The sequence below is a fragment of the Sphingomonas kyeonggiensis genome, assembly GCF_014196745.1.
Taxonomy (GTDB): domain Bacteria; phylum Pseudomonadota; class Alphaproteobacteria; order Sphingomonadales; family Sphingomonadaceae; genus Sphingomonas; species Sphingomonas kyeonggiensis.
The window spans coordinates 1,285,906-1,308,208 of record NZ_JACIEH010000003.1 but is presented as its reverse complement, the minus strand read 5'-3'; the positions used below and the strand labels follow the sequence as shown (position 1 = coordinate 1,308,208).

General features: G+C 64.3%; 19 protein-coding genes and 1 tRNA gene. 13 read left to right on the top strand and 7 right to left on the bottom strand.

Annotated elements, in window-relative coordinates:
• Positions 1-10: 10 nt before the first annotated feature.
• Together GGR46_RS21380 and GGR46_RS21375 are read right to left on the bottom strand one after the other, a co-directional pair.
• Positions 11-721, bottom strand: a complete 711-nt coding sequence (locus tag GGR46_RS21380) for a LytR/AlgR family response regulator transcription factor (RefSeq protein WP_184000015.1) — start codon at positions 719-721, stop codon at positions 11-13.
• Positions 718-2,403: a histidine kinase gene (locus GGR46_RS21375; protein WP_184000014.1), complete on the bottom strand. Its 1,686-nt coding sequence runs from the start codon at positions 2,401-2,403 to the stop codon at positions 718-720. The genes GGR46_RS21380 and GGR46_RS21375 overlap by 4 nt, the downstream gene beginning before the upstream one ends.
• 193 nt (positions 2,404-2,596) lie before the next feature.
• Between GGR46_RS21375 and GGR46_RS21370 the strand changes: the two genes are divergently transcribed.
• The 9 genes from GGR46_RS21370 (at position 2,597) to GGR46_RS21330 (ending at position 12,952) form a co-directional block, all read left to right on the top strand.
• The gene (locus GGR46_RS21370; RefSeq protein ID WP_184000013.1) at positions 2,597-4,102 is read left to right on the top strand and encodes an alpha/beta fold hydrolase; all 1,506 of its coding nucleotides are present in this window, start codon (positions 2,597-2,599) and stop codon (positions 4,100-4,102) included.
• Positions 4,103-4,177: 75 nt separating this feature from the next.
• The gene (locus GGR46_RS25960; RefSeq protein ID WP_184000012.1) at positions 4,178-4,480 is read left to right on the top strand and encodes a DUF4440 domain-containing protein; all 303 of its coding nucleotides are present in this window, start codon (positions 4,178-4,180) and stop codon (positions 4,478-4,480) included.
• A 100-nt stretch (positions 4,481-4,580) separates the two neighbouring features.
• Complete coding sequence (locus tag GGR46_RS21360) at positions 4,581-5,117, top strand: hypothetical protein (RefSeq protein ID WP_184000011.1); 537 nt, start codon at positions 4,581-4,583, stop codon at positions 5,115-5,117.
• Positions 5,118-5,155: 38 nt separating this feature from the next.
• Positions 5,156-5,680, top strand: a complete 525-nt coding sequence (locus GGR46_RS21355; RefSeq protein ID WP_184000010.1) for a hypothetical protein — start codon at positions 5,156-5,158, stop codon at positions 5,678-5,680.
• Positions 5,681-5,726: 46 nt separating this feature from the next.
• The gene (locus GGR46_RS21350) at positions 5,727-6,401 is read left to right on the top strand and encodes a hypothetical protein (RefSeq protein WP_184000009.1); all 675 of its coding nucleotides are present in this window, start codon (positions 5,727-5,729) and stop codon (positions 6,399-6,401) included.
• Between the two features lie 1,188 nt (positions 6,402-7,589).
• Positions 7,590-9,965: a TonB-dependent receptor plug domain-containing protein gene (locus GGR46_RS21345; protein ID WP_246426235.1), complete on the top strand. Its 2,376-nt coding sequence runs from the start codon at positions 7,590-7,592 to the stop codon at positions 9,963-9,965.
• Between the two features lie 13 nt (positions 9,966-9,978).
• Complete coding sequence (locus tag GGR46_RS21340) at positions 9,979-10,455, top strand: nuclear transport factor 2 family protein (RefSeq protein WP_184000007.1); 477 nt, start codon at positions 9,979-9,981, stop codon at positions 10,453-10,455.
• A gap of 26 nt (positions 10,456-10,481) precedes the next feature.
• Positions 10,482-11,777: a dipeptidase gene (locus GGR46_RS21335; RefSeq protein ID WP_184000006.1), complete on the top strand. Its 1,296-nt coding sequence runs from the start codon at positions 10,482-10,484 to the stop codon at positions 11,775-11,777.
• The gene (locus tag GGR46_RS21330; RefSeq protein WP_184000005.1) at positions 11,774-12,952 is read left to right on the top strand and encodes an NAD(P)/FAD-dependent oxidoreductase; all 1,179 of its coding nucleotides are present in this window, start codon (positions 11,774-11,776) and stop codon (positions 12,950-12,952) included. The genes GGR46_RS21335 and GGR46_RS21330 overlap by 4 nt, the downstream gene beginning before the upstream one ends.
• On the opposite strand, the gene GGR46_RS21325 is transcribed toward GGR46_RS21330, so the two are convergent.
• On the bottom strand, positions 12,949-13,113 hold the full coding sequence (locus tag GGR46_RS21325) for a hypothetical protein (RefSeq protein ID WP_184000004.1): 165 nt from the start codon (positions 13,111-13,113) through the stop codon (positions 12,949-12,951). The two genes, GGR46_RS21330 and GGR46_RS21325, sit on opposite strands and share 4 nt — an antisense overlap.
• Before the next feature lie 678 nt (positions 13,114-13,791).
• On the opposite strand from GGR46_RS21325, the gene GGR46_RS21320 reads away from it, so the two are divergent.
• The 3 genes from GGR46_RS21320 to GGR46_RS21310 all read left to right on the top strand — a co-directional run bounded on the left by GGR46_RS21320 (position 13,792) and on the right by GGR46_RS21310 (position 17,985).
• Entirely contained in the window at positions 13,792-15,324 is a 1,533-nt protein-coding gene (locus GGR46_RS21320; RefSeq protein WP_184000003.1) for a calcium-binding protein, read from the top strand.
• 325 nt (positions 15,325-15,649) lie between these two features.
• Positions 15,650-16,405 (top strand): AraC family transcriptional regulator, encoded by a 756-nt coding sequence (locus tag GGR46_RS21315; protein WP_184000002.1) that lies wholly within the window; start codon positions 15,650-15,652, stop codon positions 16,403-16,405.
• A 77-nt stretch (positions 16,406-16,482) separates the two neighbouring features.
• Positions 16,483-17,985 (top strand): S41 family peptidase, encoded by a 1,503-nt coding sequence (locus GGR46_RS21310; protein WP_184000001.1) that lies wholly within the window; start codon positions 16,483-16,485, stop codon positions 17,983-17,985.
• Between the two features lie 173 nt (positions 17,986-18,158).
• Here the strand turns inward: GGR46_RS21310 and GGR46_RS21305 are convergent, their stop codons facing one another.
• The 4 genes from GGR46_RS21305 to GGR46_RS21290 form a co-directional block, all read right to left on the bottom strand.
• Positions 18,159-19,475: a type II toxin-antitoxin system HipA family toxin gene (locus GGR46_RS21305; protein ID WP_184000000.1), complete on the bottom strand. Its 1,317-nt coding sequence runs from the start codon at positions 19,473-19,475 to the stop codon at positions 18,159-18,161.
• A 3-nt stretch (positions 19,476-19,478) separates the two neighbouring features.
• Positions 19,479-19,826 carry a helix-turn-helix domain-containing protein gene (locus GGR46_RS21300; protein WP_183999999.1) on the bottom strand — a complete coding sequence of 116 codons (348 nt, stop codon included), beginning with the start codon at positions 19,824-19,826 and terminating at the stop codon, positions 19,479-19,481.
• Positions 19,827-20,111: 285 nt separating this feature from the next.
• On the bottom strand, positions 20,112-21,377 hold the full coding sequence (locus GGR46_RS21295) for a tyrosine-type recombinase/integrase (protein ID WP_183999998.1): 1,266 nt from the start codon (positions 21,375-21,377) through the stop codon (positions 20,112-20,114).
• Between the two features lie 164 nt (positions 21,378-21,541).
• Positions 21,542-21,628: transfer RNA gene (locus GGR46_RS21290), tRNA-Leu, on the bottom strand.
• 275 nt (positions 21,629-21,903) lie between these two features.
• On the opposite strand from GGR46_RS21290, the gene GGR46_RS21285 reads away from it, so the two are divergent.
• Complete coding sequence (locus GGR46_RS21285; protein ID WP_183999997.1) at positions 21,904-22,266, top strand: hypothetical protein; 363 nt, start codon at positions 21,904-21,906, stop codon at positions 22,264-22,266.
• Positions 22,267-22,303: the final 37 nt, after the last annotated feature.

The following is a 22,303-nucleotide window of genomic DNA, read 5'->3' as shown; positions in this document are numbered from 1 at the left end:
CCAGCAGGGATCATTTCCGGTCGCCGGAAAGGGATTGCTCTTTGAGCAACCTGCGCTCGACGGCCGGGAGCCGGCGCCGGCTGACGGGCACGAACTGCCCGCCAGCCATCCTGACGGCGGCGCCCACCTCCTGGCGGACGATCGCTGAAGCATGCACGACATTGACGATGTGCGAGCGGTGCACGCGAACGAAATTCACCGGGAGGCGTCGTTCGAGCAGGGCGAGGCTGCCGTCGTGGAGCAAGCGCCTGCCGTCGATGGTCACCAGTTCGGCATAGTCATCGGCACCCTGGATACGGACCAGATCGTCGCAATCGACGATCTCGGCCCGACCGATGGTCCGCACGATGAGCGTGGCACGCCGCGGTCCGGCACCGATCGCGGCGAGCCGGTCGAGTGCCCGGGTGAGCCTCGCCGGGACGATAGGCTTGGGCACGAAGTCGAGCACCGCGTGGTCGAAGGCCTCAAGCGAGCGGTCTGCATGCGCCGACACGACCACGCACGGCGTCCGACCGGCCGCACGCATCACCTCGAAGCCGTTGCTGCCACCGAGATTGAGATCGAGCAGGATGCCATCAAAGGTGGCGGCTTCGAGTTGCTCGACGGCCGCCGCGACATCGTCGACACAGCACAAGAAAGCGCGGTTTCCCAAGTGATCGCCGACCAGCCGGACCAGCCGGCGCATCGCGGACGCTTCGTCCTCGACCAGCAACAACCTCATGACAGGGTGCCCGTGACGATGGTGGTGCGCCAGCTATTGCTATCCATGGTCCGGCCGTCGACCGTGGCAGCCGCGCCGAACGCAGCAGCGATCTGGGCCCCGATATAGGCGAGCCCCGTCCCCGTGCTCAGGGCCCCCTCGCCGCCGCGCAGGCTTGGGGGTGTCGTCAGTTCGAGCGAGCCGAGCAGCGCCCCGGCGCGCACGATCTTCAGCGAGAAGCTTGCGCCGTCCGCGTATCGGCCGTGCACCAGCGCATTCTCGACCAACGTGAGAAGGATACCGGGAGGAATCTGGAGGTTTGCTGTCTCGCCATCGATCTCGAGGCCTAGCCGGGCGTCGGTACGAAACGCCATCAATCTCAGATGGGCGCGGCAGAGTTCGACCTCTTCGTCGAGCGCGATCAGCGGTTGTCCGGCGATCCTCGCAAGGGTGCGGAACTCGTCACCGAGCAGTTCGATCATTTCGACACCGGCCTTCGGATCGCTTTCGACCCATTCGACCAGACTGTTGAGCGTATTGAGCAGGAAGTGCGGCGCGATGCTTTGTCGCAGAAGCGCCGTCTCCAGCCCCGCCGCGCGCATCGCCGCGATCGCCGCCTCGCGCTGGGCCCTCCTGAGGACAAGGATCTGGTCGGCGAACAATATGGCGGCCAGCCCTGCCAGCGTGAGATACTGCGCACCGTCGAGGAAGTTAGGCTGGAGCGCCAGCAGGGTGATGAAGACCGCCAGCGCGACCAGCAGAAGCCTGGCGCGTAGCCCCTTCCCGCCGTGCCGCCGGGCGGCGGTGAAGGCGGCCGCGATCGCCGCCGACGCACCAAGCGCGAGGCCCAGCATCGATCGCGTATCCTCGGCGATCGGCAGGAGCCACACGCCGACCATGGCCGTCGCTCCGACCGATATCCATGCGACCAGGGTGTCGCGCCGATAATGCCACGCGGCGTAGGCAAGCATCGCCATGCCAACACCGCTCGCGCAGATCATGATGATGAGCAGACGCGGTCCCTGCCAGGGATAGGGGAGAGGCAGGATTCCGCGGGACACTTCGACCGCCAATTGCGCCAGCGTCACGGCTGACAAGGTAGCAAGCGCGAGCGAGCCCATGTTGCGGCGATCGGCGAACCACGCGCCGCCGAAGAAGATCGCGGCGATGGCGAAGATGCCTGCAGTCGGCAAGGCGGGAAGGTAATAGCGCAGGAGAGGCGCCTGCGGCCCGGTATATTCCTCGACGTCGATCTGCACGACAGGACGGCCGATGTGCCAGGGCTGGTGCCAGGAGGAGAGGTGCGCGACCAGGACATTGTCGCCCGGCCGGAGAATAGTGGGCGCAAGCGGCCAGACCGCATCGAACGTGCCGGGGATCTCCGCCGACGCATCGGCACCCGGCCTGCCGTTCGCCCCGAGACGCGTGCCATTCCACCAGACCTCACTCGCAGCCATCGCCGCGATCCTGAGACCACGTGGCCGATCGGTCCGCGGCAGAGGAAGGATCGCCTTGATCCAGACCGGTCCCTCCTGGCTATCGATCGAACCCAACGCCATGCCGCGGCACGATGGTTCGGTGAACGCAGGCTGGGTTCCGGCAGGCCCGGCGCACAGGATGACCTCGCGCACCTCGACCAAATCGGCTGCACGAACGGACGGCGCGAGAAGGAAGACGAGAAGGATCGCCGCAAGCCGGATCATGATCCCGCCTTATAGAGGGAATTCCATTCTGGTCTTGCCGCTCGCCGGCCAGATCCTGCCGTTCACCGATCGGCCGGCAGCATCAAGAGTGCCATCGTTAGAGAACGGGGCTGCCCGGTCGATTGTCGCGGGTGGAGATCGCCCCCTGCGTCCCGAGCCGACCGGTGCAGGGTCAATGATTGGAAGGTGACGAATGCACGACCTCACTCGATCCCTCGCGCTCTGCCTCCTCGCGGCAAGTCCTTTGGCTCCGCTGCCGTCACCGGCAGCCGCCACGGAGGCTTCGCCCGGATTGGTCCTCACAGCGGGGGTGGAAATCGCCTCCGACGACACGCCCGTTCCGTACGAAATCGGCACGATGCTCGTTCCGGAGAACCGCTCGAAACGCAACAGCCGTCAGATCGGCGTCGGCGTCCTCCGCGTGAAGGCCCGCGTGGCGACCAAGGTGCCGCCGATCTTCCTGCTCGTTGGCGGCCCCGGCGTCACCCTGCTCGACACCATTGGCGACAAGAGCGAGTCTGCGCGGCGCCGGCTGCGATATTGGCTGGACTATAGCGCCGGTGCCGACCTCGTCATCGTCGAGCAGCGCGGGTTCACGCTGCGCGGTGACATGCTCAAGCTGCACTATCCGGCGATGCCGCTCGATCACCCGACGACGGTCGCGGACAATGTCGCGGTAACGATGGCGCTCGCGAAAGCGGCCGGCACCGGGAACCCGGGACGCGACCTTGCCGGATATACGATCGCGGAATGCGCCGACGACGTCGACGCGGTTCGCCAGGCGCTGGGCTATCCGCGCATTTCACTGCTGGGCGCCAGCTTCGGCTCGCAATGGAGCTTCGCGGTGATGAAACGCCATCCCGGCACCGTTGCGCGCGCGCTCATCTCGGCGGTCGAGCCACTCGACGACGGCTACGACATGCCCTCGCAAGTCTATGCCGCCATGCAGCGGATCGCGTTCGAAGCCGAACAGGACGCGGCCCTGCAGCCCTACATTCCCGCGGGCGGACTGATGGCCGCGGCGCGCGCGGTACGCGACCGTCTGGCGGCGGCCCCGATCGTCGTGACCATCCCGGGGGAGGACGGCGGCAGGCCCGTTACTGTGACGATCGGCCTAGGCGACTTCCAGCAATCGCTCGTCGAGCACGCCGCCAGCGCCGCCGGCTGGCCGGCCTTCGTCATCGACCTGTACAATGAACGCTACGAGCGCTGGGCGCGCGAGATTGTCGATGGCCGCAGGGCAGTGGATAGCGCCCTGATCGGGCCGCTGATCGATACGGCGACGGGCCTCAGCCCCGCGCGCGAGCGCCAACTCAGAACCGACCCCGCGCTCGACATCATAGGGCCATGGAATTTCGCTACCTATCTTGCATCCGCCGGCGCATGGCCGACCAGGGATCTGGGAGACAATTTCAGACTATCAGTAAGGGATGATACTCCGATCCTGTTCGTCCAGGGAGACTGGGACACCAATACGCCCATCGAGAACCTGCTCGGAATCCTGCCCTATTATCCCAACGCCCGCACGATCATTGTGCATCGCGGTCAACATACCGGCACGCTTCAACTGCTGCGGGATCGGCCCGATCTCTGGCACGCAGCGATGAAGTTCCTGAACGACGGTGGGATGGCGAATCTTCCGGTTGAAGCCGAATTGGCGCCTGTACGGTTTGATCTGCCCGATCATGCACCTCTCTAGATCAGTTGGTACCTGGCGAGGTGGTCGCCGGCCCTTTCAAGCGTATTGCACAACCAGAACACATGGAGAGGTGCAATGTCCTGGCGAGTGGGGCTGTTGATCGCCATTGCCGGTGGCGTCCTGGGGGCGGATGAAGCCCTGGCGCAGACCGTGGCCCCGGTACCCGCATCGGACGAACAGGGCGTCCGATGCGCCGATGATGCGTTCTGGCGCGCCTTCAACGCATGCGATGCAGCTGCGATGGCGGACTATTTCACGGAGGACGTGGAATTCTACCAAGACCTCACCGGACTAACGCGCACTCGCTCCGCAGTGGTTGCGTCCCTCATAAAGGGCCCTTGCGGAACGCCCGGGCTTCACCTCCGGGGCGAGAGCTGATCCAGGCAACCGATCTAACGCTGACGTGATCTCCAAACGGGTTTGACGCAGCGCGCTCGCCCGTGGATAGTAGGATGGGCGGGGCAGACAAGGTGCGTGCTTGGACGTCGTTTTCGATCTCACCCGCGATCCCGACCTGATCCGCCCGGCCTATGCCTTCGACCTGTTCTTCCTGGCGGTCGGCCTGTGCCTGACCGGCGCAGTGCTGTACGCGTGGCGCCACAGAGGATGGCCCGCCCTTTTCTACCTGCTTCCGGCTTTGGGTTGGACCGCCGCGGCGGGGTGGATGACCTGGCACGACATTCGTCAGAGCCGGGAAGTACGGGCCCTGGTCCAGAGTGGCCGGTTCGCCAGCGTCGAAGGGTGCCTCGATCAGTTCCACCCCGGACTGGCCAATCCTAACGAGGCGGATTCCGGCTTGGAACGATGGAACGTCGCTGGCCGGGAATTCTATTACGCCGCGAACGAGATCCGGCTTGGCTATCACCGGGTCGAGCCTGGAGGCGGATTCGTCCACGCTGATTCCCGGGTCCGGGTCGGCTATATTCGCGACGAAGTACGCGGTCATAACGACATCGTCCGGCTCGAGGTGAAGCAACACGCCTGCCCCATGGCACCGGACCTTTGGCCAAAGTGACCTACCCTATCCACCCTCGATCTAGCACAGGATCATCGATGCTTCGCAGCCCCCTCGTCCTCCCGATCCTGTGGGGCGCAATGTTCGCCACGCCGGCATCCGCAGACCCGTTCTACAACGCAGCGCTCTGCAAGCCGGCCTATTCATCGGACTCGGCCACTGCGCTCTACGAAGCCGCCGAGAAGCTCGCCAAGCCCGACACATCGATGCTGGGTGCCGATGTCTACAAACTGCCGCAGGAGTTTGGGCAGGATGGCTTCAAGACGCGCGAAGTCATCTTCGCCGGCACATCGGTCGGCGTCCTGATCGAGGGGCTGCAGGCCGATGCGCTCGCCAATCGCTACCAGCTGGCCAAGAAGGGCTCCACGCTGCTCGGCACCGCCACCAAGGACTATTCCCGGGCATTACCGCGGGATCAGCAGCCGCAACCCGAGCTGGGGACGGTGTCGATCATCGCGCGGGAGAGCCCTTCGCTGCCCGGCAAGACGCTGCTCGCCTGCGAGTTCGTCCTCAAAGCCGATCAAGAAGCGCTCGACCGCTACGAGGAATCCCGCACACCATAGCCGCGACATGCCGCACGCACTGTCGCTACTCTAGATCAGGCACCCCATGGTCATACTGTCCGCGATCCTCTACTTCCTTACCCAGCATCCCATCTGGTCCCTGCCCCTGCTCATCATCCTGGGCGTGGTACTGGCCCAGTTGCTGGCGAGGTGGCGGCGCAATCAGGGCTGGCAGGCGCTGATAATCGTGTTCTTCGTTCTAGGCATGGTGAACATCTTCACCGCACACCTCTTCAACGCGCTGTTCCTCCAGGCGTTCGGAGTCGACGGGACGGCCGTCATCACCCAGGCCGAGGAAACCAATTCGACGCTGAACGACTCCCCCATCTGGGCGTATGACGCGGTGATGCGGACCGCGGACGGCCGCGACGTGGTAACACAGTTCGACACCATGTCCGCTACCATCTATCCGATCACCAACGCCATTCTCATCCCCCCTAAGGGCGAGCGGTTCGCAGTCCGATACATCCCTGGTTTCCCGCGCAACTTCGTCATCATGCGCGACCTCTCACCTTATGGGAGACAATATCTGATCGAGCAGGATCGCAGACCAGTCGACAAGGCGGCCGCGCAATTCGCGGCCAGCCCGGGCAACGCAGCCTTCATCGCGGAGTATCGCGCGACGTTGACCGCCTTCATCGCCAGGCACCAAAACGATGCCGACCCTGTGCTGATCGCGAACTACCGGGCGCAACTCGACGCGCTGCCTCGCGTGGATTGAAGCCGGCCCGTTACCATCCCCTTAGCGCTACCAGGCTATTCAAGCGGCTCCTGTTGCGCGCATCATCCTCTATCCGACTGGAGGAAGTACTCGCCATCGACCCGGCAGGCTGATGATACGCTCTTCACTCGCAGCGCTGAAGAAGAGCTTGGCCCGCGCGGTTCGTGCGCACCCACCGATCCTGGATCGTCAATGCGCAGGCTGTGGGCGTGAAGCCTGAAGGTTCCGGCGATTATGCAGCCGAGATTGATGCGCCAACGCACAAGCGCCACAGGCAGCGCACGCCCTTAGCTGCCCGGCGGCATTTGGTCCGGTAGGCGACTGTCGCCTTCAAGTTCGGTCATTGCGAGAAGCAGCCATTCGTCTTCCGATCCAATCCCGGTCGGTTCGCTCCGTGTCGCCTCTTCCTGAGATCCCCTCGCCGCTGTCACGCCAAAGCCACACTGCGCGATTGATCGCGGCATGTGCACCCCGTTGCCATTGCGCAAACGCCTACGGTTTGTTTCCGCAAATTTCGATCCAACCACCTATGACCTGCCGGGTCAGTTTAGCTACCTGCGTCTCTCGTACGGGTTCTGAAGTCGGCGCAGGCAATAAGGTCCGGGCGCACCACGCGCCCGGACCTTCTATTCGGACTTCAGGCAAACGCTGACCTACGGGCCGGTTGCGGACTGACAACTCTTGGGATCGCAAAGGACCAAAGCGGACACGGCTGAATAGCGCTCGACAGGCGGAACGTGGTCGCGAGCAGCTGAAGCAATTGAAAACGGCGGCGATTCTAGTGCTCCCGTGCCGACCATGAGAACTCGCCCTCGATGAGTGTGGCGACGGCAACGCGGTGATACGCAGACGGGTGCGAACCCAGCCCAATAGCTGACCTAGTCCGGTTACAAGTCTAACTATCTAGATAATTCCCACCATTTCGGTAGGTTTTTAGCTGTAAGCAAAAACAAAGGTGGGTTGCGCGTTTCTGCAGTGATTCCCGCAAGGGATGATAATTTCGTGCGGTGAGGCCTTTGACGGGTTTCCCGAACGAGAAGTTATGCCGAAATAATGTTGATCAACCCGCCTGATGTCTATCAGGGGGATAGCATAGTCATGCGTTATCAGAACTGTGGCGTTTCGGCGAGACGCGTCGAAATCGGTGGAATTGATCTCCGGATTTTTGGAGGCGTTGCCACGACGGCGATGGCAGTGCCTCTCGCGCTGATCACTCCCGCCCAGGCGCAATCCGGTGCTACGGGAGATGAGCAGGACGCCATCGTCGTGGTCGGCTCGCGCAGCGGCAACAAGGCGCTGGAGAGCTCTGCGCCGGTCCAGCTCGTTAGTGGCGAAGATCTGCAGGCGACCGGCGCACGCACCCTGTCCGAAGCGCTCCAACGCCTAGTGCCTTCCTTCAATTTCCCGACCTCGGTGCCCTCCTCGAACGCGGCGAGCTTCGTCAAGGGCGTATCGCTGCGCGGCCTGGCGGCGGATGAGACGCTGGTACTGATCAACAGCAAGCGCCGCCACGCCACCGCCCAGCTCAATGCCGGCAGCGGTGTCGCCAAGGGCGCGCAGACCGTCGATCTCAACAGCATCCCGCTGAGCGCGATCGAGCGCGTCGAGGTGCTGCTCGACGGCGCTTCCGCGCAATATGGCTCCGACGCGATCGCTGGCGTGGTCAACATCGTGCTCAAGAAGCAGGCCGGGCACGGTAATCTCGGGGTCCAGTACGGCGTCAACGACAAGGGCGACGGCGAGACCAAGAGCATCGAGGGCTCGATCGGAGCCAAGCTGCCGGGCGACGGCTCGGTTACCCTGGCGTTCGACGTCTGGGACATCGGACGCACGCGGCTTTCCGGCCGGGATAACCGGACGATGTACTTCGCCGGCGATCCGCGCGAGGCGAGCTTCCCCAACCGCAACTGGTTCTATGGCAGCGGCGCTACCAAGCGTGAGAACCTGCTGCTCAACGCCGAGAGCACCGTCGGCGGCGTGACGCTGTACCTCACCGGAAGCTATGGCTGGCGCAAGGATGAGGGCTTTGGCAATCTCCGCCAGCCCAATGCCGACCAGACGGTGCGCGCACTGTTCCCGGACGGTTTCCAGCCTTTCCTGCGCGTCCATTCGCGTGACGCCTCGATCGGCGGCGGGGCGCGCTGGTCGGGCAAGGCCGGCGATTTCGACCTGGGTGCGAACTACGGGCGCAACCGGGTGGAGAGCCTGGTCTACAACACCAACAATGCCAGTCTCGGCACCGCCAGCCCGACCTCGTTCGACACCGGCGACCTGCTCAACGAGCAGGCCAATGTCACCTTCGACTGGAAGCGCCCGTTCGAGACCGGCTTCCTGCGCGGCCCCCTCAATGTCGCGGCAGGCCTGGCCTATCGCCATGAGGCCTATCAGGTGTTCCAGGGCGATTACGGCTCCTGGGCCAATGGCGGCGTGCCGATCCTCGACGGGCCCAATGCCGGCAAGGTGGCGACGCCGGCCTCGCAGGGCTTTGGCGGCTTCTCGCCCGACGATGCCGGACGCACCACCCGCGACGTGGTCGGAGGCTATCTCGAGCTGGAGACCGAGCTCGCCAAGGGGCTGCGGGCCACCGCGTCCGGGCGCGTCGAGCATTATTCGGACTTCGGCACGACCGGGAATGCCCGCCTGGCGCTGCGCTATGAAGTGACTCCGAAGCTCGCCTGGCGCGGCAGCGCCGGCACCGGCTATCGCGCACCGTCGCTCGGCCAGTCGGCCTATTCGCGGACCATCCCCAACATCACCAATGGCGTGCTGGCGACGAACAAGCTGGCGCGGGTGGACAGCGCGGTTGCCCGTGCGCTGGGCGCGACGCCGCTCAAACCGGAAAAGGCGACCAACCTCTCGACCGGCCTGGTCTGGACGCCGAGCAGCGACCTATCGGTGACGGTGGACTTCTACCAGACGACGATCGACGATCGCATCGCCCTGTCCGAGACGCTGACCGGCTCACTGGTCCGCCAGGTGCTGACCAGTGCCGGCTTCCCGACCTATTCGGGCGCGCAGTACTTCACCAATGCGGTCGACACCCGGACCCGCGGTATCGATGCGACCGCACGCTATCGCTGGCGGCTTGGCCAGGACCAGCGGCTCGACCTGAGCGCGGGCTTCAACCTAAGCGACACCAGGATCACCCATATCAAGGCGACCCCGGCGGTGCTGGCGGGCAGCGGCCTGTCGCTGATCGGCCATGAGGCGCGCGGGCTGATCGAGGAATGGAATCCCGACACCTTCCTGCGCCTGGCCGCCGACTACAGCAATGGCGGGTTCGACGCCCATCTCTCGGGCACCCGCTACGGCATCTATTGGGCACGCAATGCCGTGGTCGCCTATGACCAGCGCTTCGGGCCGCAGGAAGTGGTGAACTTCTCCGCCGGTTACCGCCTTTTCGCAAATGCGCGCATCTCGGCCGGCATCAACAACCTGCTCGACAGCCATCCCGACCAGGTGCTCCCGGCAGCCCGCAATCCCGTGGTCGCGCTCTATTCCGGCCTGTCGCCGGAGGGCGGCGCCGGACGCACCTATTTCGCTCGCCTCGACCTGTCCTTCTAAGGAGCCTGCACCCATGAAATCTGGATATCTCGGCGCCGCACTGCTCGCCGCCGCAAGCCTGACTGCCGTTCCGGCCTTCGCACAGGAAGGGGCGCCCGTGCAGGAACAGGGCACGGCCGCGACCCGCGCCGCCGTCATCGCCGCGATCGATGCCTATCGTGCGGCGGTAGTGAAGGGCGACCGGGCGGGGCTGGAGGCGGCCTTCCACCCGGACATCTCCTATGGCCATACCGACGGTGCCGTTCTGTCCAAGGTCGCGCAGATCGACCGGACCCTGGCACCGGGCAAGCGCTTCACTGCGGTCGACATCGCCGATACGAAGGTCCGCAGCTACGGCAACGTCGCCTATGTGACCGCCAGCTGGACCTTCCACCTGAGCAAGGACGACGGGAGCACCAGCACCGCGCGGCTTTCGGGCCTCGACGTGTGGACCAAGGGTCCGCGTGGCTGGCAGCTCATCGCCCGCCAGCTGACCCGCCCGGCCCAGTAATCCCCTTTTCCGAAGCGAGACATCCCATGGCCCGATTTGCCCTTCGTTCGAAATTGCTCCTGCTGCTGGCAGGGGCGGCGCTGCCCCTTGCCAGCGCGCATGCCCAGAGCTTCACGCCGGAACAGCTCCAGGCGGCGATCGCGTTGCAGGAGCGCATCCCGAATCTCGACAACCATCTCGACATCCCGTTCGAATTCGGCACCGGCGCGCATGATCCGGGCAAGGACGGCCCCGACCAATTCGACTTCGTCAAGGCGAAGCGCGGCCGGCTGAAGGGCGCGGTGCTGGCGATCTTCGTGCCGCAGAACGCGCGGACGCCAGCCGGCTATGCCGAAGCCGCGGCAAAGGGCCAGCGCAAGCTGGATGCGATCGAAGCCGTGGTCCGCCGCTATCCGCAGCAAACCGAAATCGCGCGCTCGCCCGAGGAGTTGCGCGCGATCGAGGGGTCGGGACGCGTCGCGATCATCCTGTCGATCCTCAACGGCAACCTGATCGGCAAGGACCTGAACCAGCTCGATGCCTGGCACGACAAGGGCGTGTCGATCTTCGGCTTCACCCATGCCGGCAACAACGACTTGGCGGACTCCGCCCGGCCGAACCTGCTGCGCGGCGACAAACTGGGCGAGCATGGCGGCCTCTCGCCGCTGGGTCGTGAAGCGGTGGCGCGGCTCAACGATCTCGGCGTGGTGATCGACGTGTCGCAGATCACTGCGCAGGGCGTGCGCCAGGTGATCGAGCTCAGCCGTGCGCCCGTGATCGCATCCCACTCGAATGCGCGCGCAGTGATCGACCATCCACGTAACCTGGACGACGCGACTCTGCAGGCGATCGCCGACAAGGGCGGCGTGGTCGCAATCAACGCCTATAGCTCCTGGGTGAAGGCCTTCCCGCCCGAGGCTCTGGCCAGGCTGAACGAGATCCGCCGCCGCTACGGCATTCCCGAGGACAAGACCCCGGCGGGCATCCAGCCGCTTTCGGACAAGGGCGTAAAGGTGCTCCCGCCCGCGGTGTTCGAGAAGTACAGCGCCGAATTCCACGCGATCACCGGCAGCCCGGACTATCGCGCGTCGCTCAAGGACTATGTCGACCAGATCGACTATGTCGTGAAGAAGATCGGCGTCGACCATGTCGGTATCTCGTCCGACTTCAACCATGGCGGCGGGGTGATCGGCTGGAACGATGTCGGCGAGTCGATAAACATCACTGCCGAGCTGCAGCGCCGCGGCTATAGCGAGGAAGATATCGCCAAGCTGTGGGGCGGCAATTTCCTGCGCGTCTGGGGACAGGTCCAGGCGCTGGCCAAGCCGAAGGCAGGCCAATGAGGGTCGACCGCCGTGCCACGCTGGGGCTGCTCGCGTCGGCTCCGCTGGCACTGGGGGCGGCACGCGCAACCACCGCTGCGCCCGGCAACCGCACCGCGATCGTGATCGGTGCCGGGATCGTCGGAGCCGCGATCGCCTATGAGCTGGCCAAGCGCGGCGTGGCGGTCACCATCCTCGAGCGGTTCAAGCCCGCGGCCGGCGCGACCGGCGACTCCTTCGCCTATCTCAACGCCTCGACCAAGACCGGCTCGCGACCCTATTTCCAGCTGAACTGGCTTGGCATGGCCGGCTGGCGGATCTGGCAGCAGGAAGCCGGCCCAGCGCTTCCCCTGCAATGGGGCGGCGCCACTTATTGGCGGGACACAGAGGCGGAGTCCGCGAAGCTGAGCGAGAGCCTCAGGATCGCGCAGCAATGGGGCTATGCAGGGCGCGGTATTGATGCTGCCGCGCTCCAGGCCCTGCTGCCCAGGCTGGCCATCGGCCCGGTCTCGGCCGGAGCTTTCTTCCCCGAGGAAGGCGCCGTCGACCCCGCCGGCGCGGTGGCCGCGCTCATCGCGCGCGCTGCGAAGCTCGGCGTCAGATTGCGGGCCCCGGTGAACGTCACCTCCCTCCTCCTGCGCGACGGAAAGGTCACCGGGGTGCGAACCCCCGATGGTGTAATCGAGGCGGATACGGTGGTGCTGGCAGCGGGCCTCGGCAGCGAGGTGCTGGCTGGACAGGGCGGTGTGCGGCTACCGCTCACCGCCTCGCCGGGGGCCCTCCTCCACACCGCGCCGCAAAAGCAGGTGCTGGACCGAGTCGTCTTCGGGCCGCGCAGCACGTTCAAGCAATTGCCGGACGGCCGTATCGTCGCCAGCATCAGCGGACATGAAGGCGGTGCTCCCAACGGGGTGGACGTGCAGGCTTTTGGAAGGATCATCCAGGCGGCAGCAGCTTCATATCTGCCGACCCTTCGCCAAGCAGCAATAGAGCGGGTCAGTGTCGGCCAGCGCGTGGTGCCAGCGGACTCGTTCCCCGTGGTCGGCTTCGCCCCGGGCGTACGGGGCCTCTATAGCGCCGTCACCCATAGTGGCGTCACCCTTGCGCCCGCGCTTGGCCGGCTAGCTGCACTCGAGATCGTTGATGGTATCGCAGCCGACGCGCTCGACGGCTTCCGACCCGATCGGTTCGCCTAGCCCCGGGGATCATATTCGCGAACGATCAGATCGGTATCGCCGTCGAAATCCTGTGCTTCGACGCCGCCATATTCCCGGATGTCGATCCGGATCACGATGACGACCGTCATGAGGGCCCGCGCGAGGTTCCAGGCGCTCTTCTGGGCGAGGTTGAGCGGCATCTCCGTAGCTCGTGTCCGGGAGCGGAGACCGTCCCCGCTCGACAAGCGCCCGAAGTGTCCGGCGCTCGGCCGCAGTCACCGCGCAGCTGCAGGCGAAGCGGCCGCATGCACAGCATAGCGGACCCTTTACGGGTTGATGGCGTCAGGCCGTGGGCTGGACCGCAGAAATGCCTCAACTAGAGGGGCGGCATTCACGGGTCCAAGCGACTTTGTAGGAGATGCAGTTCTGTCGATCGTCCAGGGCGACGTTCGCTGCTGCTTTTGGGCCGGTTGCAGACGGGCAGCTTAGGGCCGGCGGGGTGCAATAGCCGCCGCTCATTTAGCTGAGGCTGAACGGCCCAGGTGGTGCGCGGTAGCAACTCCTACGCCCGCAATAATAATGTGCTGTAACGAGCGCCCGCCGGACCGGCCGCGATTAACTGACCGCCCCTCTAGAAACACCGCCAGGACCGCTGATGGGTGGTCGCGGCACTATCCAAGGGCGAGATCGATGGTCGGTTCTCCCCTGCACGCGACCGGCTCACCCGACTTCTGCGTCCACTTAAAAAGGAAAAGAAGAATAGATAGTTTGCGATGGGGTAACAATTCCGTTGTCATTATCGTTTCATCTTCTTGATCGATTTATTTCGTTGCGAAGCATGCGCGATGCTCGCGCTCCACGGCATAAGGGGAATGGCAATGCCCACTTATACTGGCACCAGCGGCACCGATTACATCACCGGATCAAGTAGCGGCGACACCATCTACGGCCTCGGCGGCAATGATACGCTCGATGGCGGCGCCGGTGCCGACCTCATCCGCGGCGGTGACGGCAACGACACGATCATCAGCGGTCCGCTCTTCGAGAACAGCTACGACCGGCTCTACGGCGAGAATGGTGACGACACGGTCACCGCTGGCGCCGGCGACCTGGTCGATGGCGGATCGGGCACCGATCGGCTCAATGGCAACTATCAAAACGCCACCGCGGCGCTGACGGTAGACTTCAGTGCGATCTGGACCGGAGGCTCGATCACCGTCGCGGGCGGCGCGATCACCAATATGGAGAGGCTCGGCACCATCTATGGCTCAGCCTACAACGATACGTTCACGACCGGCAGCCTCGCCGGGAGCAGCACGTCGCTCTTCGGCTGGTCGGGCAACGACGTGCTGACCGGCGGCGCCGGCCGCGACTGGCTCGAGGGCTTTTCCTCCAGCGGCAATGGCGACACCGAAGCCGATCTGCTCTACGGCCTCGATGGGGACGATCTGCTCGGCGGTGGCGTGAACGACACCCTCGATGGCGGCAGCGGAATCGATTCGGTACGTCTCGTATTCACCGCCGCCACCTCGGGCGTTACGGGCGATTTCACTGCGGTGCTCGGTGGCAGCGCCGCGATGATCGGCGGTATCACGCTCACCAGCATCGAACACATCCAGACCGTGCTCGGCTCCGACTATGACGATGTGTTCGACGTCAGCGCCGATGCCTATGGCGGTATTCCCTGGGGCAGCACCGCGATCGAGGGCAATGGGGGCAACGACATATTGATCGGCAGCGCCACCGCCAATGTCTTGAATGGCGGCACGGGCGACGACTTCATGTCCGGTGGTGCAGGCGGCGACCTATATTCGGTCGACAGCCTCGGCGACGTCATCGTCGAAGGTGCCGGCGGCGGCATCGATTCGGTCAATTCGGGCATCAGCTACACGCTCGGCGCCGAGCTCGAGCAGCTCATGCTGACCGGCACCGCGGCGCTCAACGGGACGGGCAATGCGCTCGACAACAGCGTGTCGGGCAATCCGGGTGCAAACTTTCTCGAAGGGCTTGCCGGCGCCGATATTCTCGACGGCTATGATGGTGCCGACATCCTGATTGGCGGCGCCGGGCGCGACCAGCTGACTGGCGGTGCCGGTGCCGACACGTTCCGCTTCGCTTCGGGCGATTTCGCCGGGCTAACGACCACCACCGCCGACCTGATCTACGACTTCAGCCAGGCGGAAGGCGACCGGATCGACTTGAGCGCGATCGACGCGGCCGCCGGGGGCATCGACGACGCCTTCAGTTTCCTCGGGACGGGCGCCTTCACCGGCGTGGCGGGAGAACTGCGGTACGAATATTCGGGCACGCGGACGATGGTTTATGGTGACTTGGACGGCAACGGAGTCGCTGATTTCGCGGTCGCACTGACCGGTAATATCACGCTGGTCTCGAGCGACTTCCATCTGTGATGCAAGACGCGCGGGCCTGTTTGCAACGGCCCGCGCACCCGTAACAATGCATCGATGAAGGATATGGCCAGGCGCGGCTACGGGCGAGGTAGTTCCGTTCAGTCCATCGCTTACATGAACAGACGCCCGCTTTCAGGGAGCTTCCGACCGCGGGACCGCGGTCGGAAGCTCCAGCGCCTGTAAAGACTGCTTATGCTAAAGACTGCTTATGCTTGAGCCTGCAGCAGCCACTCAGCGTCCCCGCAACATGCCGCAGTTGCGCATCATGCTAGTAGCGGACATCCTGCGCACGTAGTGTAGAGCCTAAGCAACGAAGGTAGCGGTCATGGGCGTGCAGTTCGAATCGCTCCGGACCCGCCGCTATCCCGCCGGCTCGTCGATGGCGGATCATTTCCATGAGACGCCAAGCCTCTGCATTCTGATTGCCGGCGATTATGAAGAGGCCGTGCGCGGGCGTTCCGAGCAATATCGGGCGGGGAGCCTGTCCTTTTGTCCACCCTATGAGCCCCATGCCCAACGTATTGGTCGGTCCGGCGCGTCCAAATTGCTGTTGGAGCCTAACACGCCGGTTCTTGCGTTTCTGGCCGAGCACATAAGGCTTGAGGAAGCTCCCGCGATCCACACCCCTGCGGCTGCGGAGATCGGTCGCCGGATGGTCGCAGAGTTGTCGATCAACGACGCATTCTCCAGCATCGCGCTCGAAGGCCTTGGCCAAGAGCTGCTGGCACTCTTCGGCAGATCGGCGTCGCAGCGAGCGGACGTGCCTGCGCGCTGGTTGAGAGATGCCTGCGCCTACCTGGCGGAACATGGCCATGAGCCGCACGACCTGCGTGCGATCGCAGCGGCGGTTGGGTGCGATCCTGTCCGGCTGTCGCGCGGATTTCGGCGCAAGTTCGGGCACACCATTGGCCAGCATCAGCGCAAGCTTCGCGTGGTGGCCGCATCCGAGCTACTGGCAGCGACGCGCATGCCGCTCGCCGAAATCGCACAGAGCTGCGGCTTCTACGACCAGTCTCACCTGACCCGGGTCTTCAAGGCTGAAGTGGGCTGCACGCCGGCGGCATTCCGCAAGAGGTCGTAGCGTACAATCGTACACCGCATCCAATACGCACGCGCGCTCGTGATCTATCGCGCGGTTAGTAGATGGAGAATGTGCGGATGGCGATGTTCCGGAAAGCCCGCAGCCTAGTGCTGCTCGCGGCGGCAAGCATCTCAATGCAGCCGGCTGTGGCGCAGGACGAAGAATCGGGTTTCAACCGTGCGGCATGGGTGGAGGATTTCGGCCAGCTCAAGGCCGAGCTTGAACGTGCCTATGTCAACTTGGCCTGGATGGGATCGCCGCAAAGCGGGGTCGATGTTCCCCGTCTTGAGCGCAGCGCCCGCGAGGCACTCGGCCGTGCGTCGACCGATGGGGAAGCCGAGAAGGCGCTGCTTGATTTCGTTGCAGGCTTTCGTGACGGGCATCTGTCGCCCCTGTCCCGACTCGCGGTGCCTGTGGGGCCTGTGGCGCCCGAACCCGCGGCGGCAGTGCTGGACCCGCGCGAACCGGCCACCGGGTGTGCGGCGCTCGGCTACGCTGCGACCAGCCCCGTCGTATTCACCTTAGCCTTTGAGAGCCTTCCGGGTTTCGTGATGCTGGGCGATGGCCTGAGCGCGCCGTTCCGCAGCGGGTTGGTGCCAGGCCCGGACGGCCGCAGGATCGGCATCGTGCGTATCCAAGAGTTCGAAGCGACTGCGTTCCCCGCCACTTGTCTTCGCGCTTGGGCCACGCTGGCTGCTGCCGGTGACCAGATCACGGCCCGCGCGATCGAGGACGCCGCAAGCGACCTCTGGTTCGCTGCGCTTGCCGAGACATTGGTCAGCCTGCGCGAGCGCGGTGCCGTGGCGGTGCTGGTCGATGTGGGGAGCAACCGCGGTGGCGGAGATAGTGGCGACTGGATGCCGCGCATGTTCACCGATCGCACCGTCTCCTCCGCCCCGATGCTGATGGTGAATGCGCCGGTTTCCGCCGGGTATTTCGACGAGCAGATCCAGTCGATGAACCACGGCCTTGCCCGTCAACCAAAGGCGGAAGGAGCAAGGGCACTGGAGCAGGCACGCCAGTTCTTCCAAGGCGCCAAGGCACGGATCGGTTCCCAGCGCTGCGATCTCAGCTGGGTCTGGCGTGAACAGCGGCCCTGGAAGGCTGAGGCATGCAGCAATCTCCTCACCGCAGGCTCCGCGGGCGGTTTCGAGCGTAGCCTGCCCAAAGGTGCCTATGGCGATCGCGCCCTAGCAAGCCGCCTGTCCTGGTCCGCAGAAATCGAACCCTATTTCGGCACTTGGACCGGCCCCGTGTATGTGCTGACCGACAACCGCAGTTTTTCCGCGGCGGAGATGTTTGCTGCGGCCATGAAGGACAATGGCATCGCCAGGACGATCGGCACCCGCACGGGCGGAGATGGGTGCGGATTCATGGCAAGCGGTGATCCGCTGGTGCTGGCGCATTCGAAGCTTCGGTTTCGCATTCCGAATTGCCTGCGGTTGCGTGCGGACGGCACCGACGAGGTTGCAGGAATCGCCCCCGACCTCCTGATTGTTGCGGCCAAGGGTGAAAGCGGCCGAGGGCGCGCCGCGCGCACGATCGCGCTCATACTAGGAGACCTATCGCAGGTACGGTGAGCGTTCTGCCAAACGAACCTGTCTCTAAGAACCTGCCGCATCGGGTTATTCGACGGGGGTCAAACGGCTGGAATTGGGGCGCAAAGCGCCATTCCACTTTCATTCATCGCGCACTCGCGAGTTCGAACGGCCTCCACAAAACGCCGGACGCCGTGAATGGCGCCCGACGTGAATCAGCCCGCTGTGACGATAGCGGTGCGGAACGCGGTTTTGGCGCGATGGGAGAGGCCTGCCGGGACCGCGGCGGCAAGCGCATGGCGATCCCAGTCCGAGACCGCCTTATAGGCCTTCTCCAGGATGGATTTCGCGCGGGCCGATTTGACGTCGCAGAAGCCCGCAAATGCGAGCAGATCGGCGAGAGTGAAATCGGTAGTCTTGCCGTTGAGCGACATCTGATGCTCGCTCGTCCACGGGCCCGAAGGGTTGTGCGCATAGGCGACGTCGAATGCGGGCGACAGGCGCCACGTGCCCTGCTGGTCCATCAGGAAGGCGATGTTTTTGACATGGTCATCCTGGTTACGAATCAGGATGTTGAAGTAGGCCCGGCGCAGCTGCTCTTCGATCGCTTTCTGCCCTAGGTTAAGCTTGCGGATCGTCTCGATTGCCTGCTCGTAGGAATACGCACGCGCCAGGTTGAAATCGAAGTGCCGCATGGCGCCCAGCGACAGCATGTGGATCTTGCCGCCCTCGGTGCGGTCGAAGCGCTTGGTCATGAAGTGCGCCCGTCCGCCCTCTTCGTGTAGCCGGCACGGCATCATATCTATGCCGGCCTCGCGCGCGGCAAGATAGCAGGCATATTCCAGGCGACCGAAGCCTTTCGGGTCGGCCAGCTCCTTGTCGCCATTGTCGGCGACTCCATCAAATTTGAGCAGCCAGGATTCAAACCCCTCGGCCACCTCCACCTGGCCCGATCGGAATTCGCCGGTGGTCGGGTTCCAGGCCAGCACGGCTTTTGCTCGCGCGCCGCCGGCCGAAGTGCCGACCTTCAGGATCTCCTGGAGTGCGGCTGCATCGTGCTTGCCATCCAGCTGGCCCTTGAGCGCCTCGCGCTGGGTCAGGATCGCCGAAGCCAGATCAACCAGGTGCGCGATCTCGACAGGCTCGCTCTTGCGATCGACATCGGCTTTGGCTGGACGGAATTCGAGCGCACCCATCCCGCGCACGCCTGTGTAGCAGAGCCGTTCAACCGGGTTCATGCTGCTCGCCCCCCGACCCTGCTCGGCGAGCCAGCGGTCGATGAGCAGGTTGCCGAACTTGTCGGGCAAGCTGTCCGACAGAAATCCCGGCAGGCCCTTGAACGTCTCGCGCGACAGATTGGGAAAATCGAACACGCCCGCGCGGAGAGGTACCGTGAGCGGCGCGATCTCGATCCGTGAGGTCAGAAATTTCGGATCATATTCGAACGATCCGAGCTGACGTTGATCGTCCCAGAGGACCGCGCCGATCTGCCGACCCCATAGCCAGACTTCCGCACGTGTAATGTCCGGCATCGATTATTCCTTCCCCCAGGACCAGGGTGCATCGCCCGCGTCCGGCTCTTGCGGCCGCGCCCGCGCGCGGTCGGTGCCTCGCGTCGTGCGCGCATCCATCGGGCTCTGGCGCGCATCGGGTACGATATCCAGCAGGCGGTCCCCGATATCGAGTGCGCGCAGCACACGCGCTAGCGTCTCGATCGTACCGCCGCCCTTTTCTAGTTTGCCAACGGTCCCCCGCCGGATTCCGGCTGCGTCCGCTATATCCTGCTGGCGCAGATTGCGTGACAGACGGTATTTCTCGATCCGCTCACCGAGCATCACGAGCACATTGGCAATGGGCTGCTGCGCGATATCTTCATTAGGCACGGAAATACGATCCTTATCATCGTTTGAGCCGCATAAGGTCTATATAAGCGCTCATAGTTGCTTCTGGCAATAAGGTACGCTTTTACGTACACTGAACCAGATATTATCGATAAGGATCGCATAAGCGTACATTATAATTTCCTACGGAAGCCGGACACGCTCCAAAGCCACCCTCCACCATTAGCTCCGCGTACGCCCAGCCGACGGCCGGCTGCTTTCGGGATCGCCAATCAGCGACCCAACGGCGAGGGGCGAACGCAAGACCGCCGGCAGTTGCGTGCTTGCTTACTGGTTTTGACGTCTGGCTCGCCCTCCGAAATCGATGGTCACGACCTTTCCGTCACCAAATGACTTGTCGTTTCCGTCGCCGTCACGCAGTTGGTCCAGATAGTCGGACCAGTGCTGCATCATCCGCACCCGCTCCTCCCAATATTGTCCGCGGGCATAGGCGCGCCGCACACCATTATTCTCCATGTGCGCGAGTTGCCGCTCGATCGCGTCGGGATTCCACAGCCCCATCTCGTTGAGCAGGGTCGCCGCCATGGCGCGAAAGCCATGCGCGGTCATCTGATCGCCACCATATCCCATCCGCCGCAACGCGAAGGTGATGGTGTTCTCCGACATCGGGCGCTTCCAGGTATGGAGTGCCGGAAAGACATAGGGGCTGTGCCCGGTCAGAGGACGGATCTCGTCGAGCAGGTCCAGTACCTGCCGCGAGAGTGGCACCTGATGCGGCCAGCGCATCTTCATTTTCTCGGCCGGGATCGACCATACGGCCCGCTCGAGATCGAATTCGCTCCACTCCGCCCGGCGCAGTTCCCCAGGCCGGACAAAGACGTGCGGCGTCATCCGGAGCGCGAACCTGGTGATTGCGCTGCCGGCACTGTCCTCGATATTGCGCAGAAGCTCTCCGACTTCCTTGGGGCGGGTGATTGCGGCGAAGTGCTTGGTCTTGGGAACGATGATCGCGCCGCGCAGATCGCGGGCGACGTCGACCTTCGCGCGTCCGGTCGCAATGCCGTAGCGAAACACCCGGCTGATCACGCTGCGCATCCGGCGGGCACTTTCATAGTGTCCCGTCGCCTCGACCTTGCGCAGCACGGCCAGAACTTCCTGCACCTCGATCTCATGGAGCGGCAGGCCCCCGAGGAATGGATAGACCTTCTCCAGCAACCAGCGGACTTTGCTGAGCGTGACGTCAGCCCGCTCCTCCCGGGTGATCTTGACGAACCATTCCTCGGCGACGCCCTTGAAGGTGACGTTCGCGTCAATCTGGGCGCGAAGCTTCCGGCGCTTCTTCTCGACCATCGGGTCGACACCGTCGTCGATCATCCTGCGCGCGGAGTCGCGCTTGGCGCGGGCATCGGCCAGGCTGACCTCGGGCCAAACGCCGATCGCGAGAACCTTCTGCTTGTCGAGAAAGCGATAGCGGAAGCGCCAGTATTTGGCGCCGTTCGGCATCACCAGGAGGAAGAGGGAGTGCCCGTCTCCGAGCTTGTATTGCTTGGCTTTGGGCTGGGCGTTTCTGATGGCGAGCGCGGTAAGAGCCATGTGGTATCTCCGTCCGAAAACGGGCGAATCCACGGCCGATTTATACCACCAAAATTGGTGGTATGTCGGCGGACCCGCCCAAATCCCGTCGGAAAGATATTTGAAAAAAGGTTTTTTACCCAGCCACTTACGCGACGCTCATGGACGTCACCGGACTGGGAAAATGGTGCCCAGAAGAGGACTCGAACCTCCACGCCCTTGCGAGCGCCAGCACCTGAAGCTGGTGCGTCTACCAATTCCGCCATCTGGGCACGGGGTAGGCGAGCGCCTCTACGGGGGTGCCCTTGGGCTGTCAACCGCCCCATTGGGCATTTTGTGCATCTGCATCATTTTTTCGTCGCCGCCGCACAAGGCCGGGCCCTGGCCAAAGCCGCAAAGGGAGCGCCAGCCGCCTGCGGGCTGCCGGCCCGGTCACTGCCGTGACCAGGTGCCGCCCCGGCCAGCGATCCCGGCGGCGAGCCGCACGCGAAATGGCCCGGCGGCGACAAGCTTGCGGCCTTCTGCAGACTCCCCTATCCCGCAGGGCATGCGGTCCAGGCGCGCCTTGCTTCCCTCCCGCGTGCGCGGCACGCATGGGGCGCTTGCGGTCCTGCTCGGCCTGATCGCCGTGTTCAGCATGTCGGTGCTGACCGGCTGGCACGAGATGCACCCCGACGTGCACTTCCCCGAGACCGTGTCCGCGCAGAGCCATGCCGATCATCCCGGCGAGGATGCGGGCGGCAATCTCGATCACCTCGCCGCCCATGCCGGGTTGCACGGCATAGGCCTCCCCGCGGACACGACGGTGGCCAGCGCGCCGCCGATTCTTTCCGCACAGTGGCACGTGGCAACAGATCGCTTCGCGCTCCGCCAGCCCGAAACCTCCATCCTGCGACCGCCCAGAGCCTGAGGACCGCGCCGCCCTTTCGGCGGCCCCATTCCTTCAG

What these genes read in the sequence shown, in the direction of transcription:
- GGR46_RS21355 (WP_184000010.1), top strand. Translation starts at nt 5,156, where the DNA reads ATGCTTCGCAGCCCCCTCGTCCTCCCGATCCTGTGGGGCGCAATGTTC.
- GGR46_RS21305 (WP_184000000.1), bottom strand. Translation starts at nt 19,475, where the DNA reads ATGCCGGACATTACACGTGCGGAAGTCTGGCTATGGGGTCGGCAGATC.
- GGR46_RS21345 (WP_246426235.1), top strand. Translation starts at nt 7,590, where the DNA reads ATGGCAGTGCCTCTCGCGCTGATCACTCCCGCCCAGGCGCAATCCGGT.
- GGR46_RS21295 (WP_183999998.1), bottom strand. Translation starts at nt 21,377, where the DNA reads ATGGCTCTTACCGCGCTCGCCATCAGAAACGCCCAGCCCAAAGCCAAG.
- GGR46_RS21285 (WP_183999997.1), top strand. Translation starts at nt 21,904, where the DNA reads ATGCGGTCCAGGCGCGCCTTGCTTCCCTCCCGCGTGCGCGGCACGCAT.
- GGR46_RS21380 (WP_184000015.1), bottom strand. Translation starts at nt 721, where the DNA reads ATGAGGTTGTTGCTGGTCGAGGACGAAGCGTCCGCGATGCGCCGGCTG.
- GGR46_RS25960 (WP_184000012.1), top strand. Translation starts at nt 4,178, where the DNA reads ATGTCCTGGCGAGTGGGGCTGTTGATCGCCATTGCCGGTGGCGTCCTG.
- GGR46_RS21340 (WP_184000007.1), top strand. Translation starts at nt 9,979, where the DNA reads ATGAAATCTGGATATCTCGGCGCCGCACTGCTCGCCGCCGCAAGCCTG.
- GGR46_RS21375 (WP_184000014.1), bottom strand. Translation starts at nt 2,403, where the DNA reads ATGATCCGGCTTGCGGCGATCCTTCTCGTCTTCCTTCTCGCGCCGTCC.
- GGR46_RS21370 (WP_184000013.1), top strand. Translation starts at nt 2,597, where the DNA reads ATGCACGACCTCACTCGATCCCTCGCGCTCTGCCTCCTCGCGGCAAGT.
- GGR46_RS21335 (WP_184000006.1), top strand. Translation starts at nt 10,482, where the DNA reads ATGGCCCGATTTGCCCTTCGTTCGAAATTGCTCCTGCTGCTGGCAGGG.
- GGR46_RS21325 (WP_184000004.1), bottom strand. Translation starts at nt 13,113, where the DNA reads ATGCCGCTCAACCTCGCCCAGAAGAGCGCCTGGAACCTCGCGCGGGCC.
- GGR46_RS21310 (WP_184000001.1), top strand. Translation starts at nt 16,483, where the DNA reads ATGGCGATGTTCCGGAAAGCCCGCAGCCTAGTGCTGCTCGCGGCGGCA.
- GGR46_RS21315 (WP_184000002.1), top strand. Translation starts at nt 15,650, where the DNA reads ATGGGCGTGCAGTTCGAATCGCTCCGGACCCGCCGCTATCCCGCCGGC.
- GGR46_RS21320 (WP_184000003.1), top strand. Translation starts at nt 13,792, where the DNA reads ATGCCCACTTATACTGGCACCAGCGGCACCGATTACATCACCGGATCA.
- GGR46_RS21350 (WP_184000009.1), top strand. Translation starts at nt 5,727, where the DNA reads ATGGTCATACTGTCCGCGATCCTCTACTTCCTTACCCAGCATCCCATC.
- GGR46_RS21330 (WP_184000005.1), top strand. Translation starts at nt 11,774, where the DNA reads ATGAGGGTCGACCGCCGTGCCACGCTGGGGCTGCTCGCGTCGGCTCCG.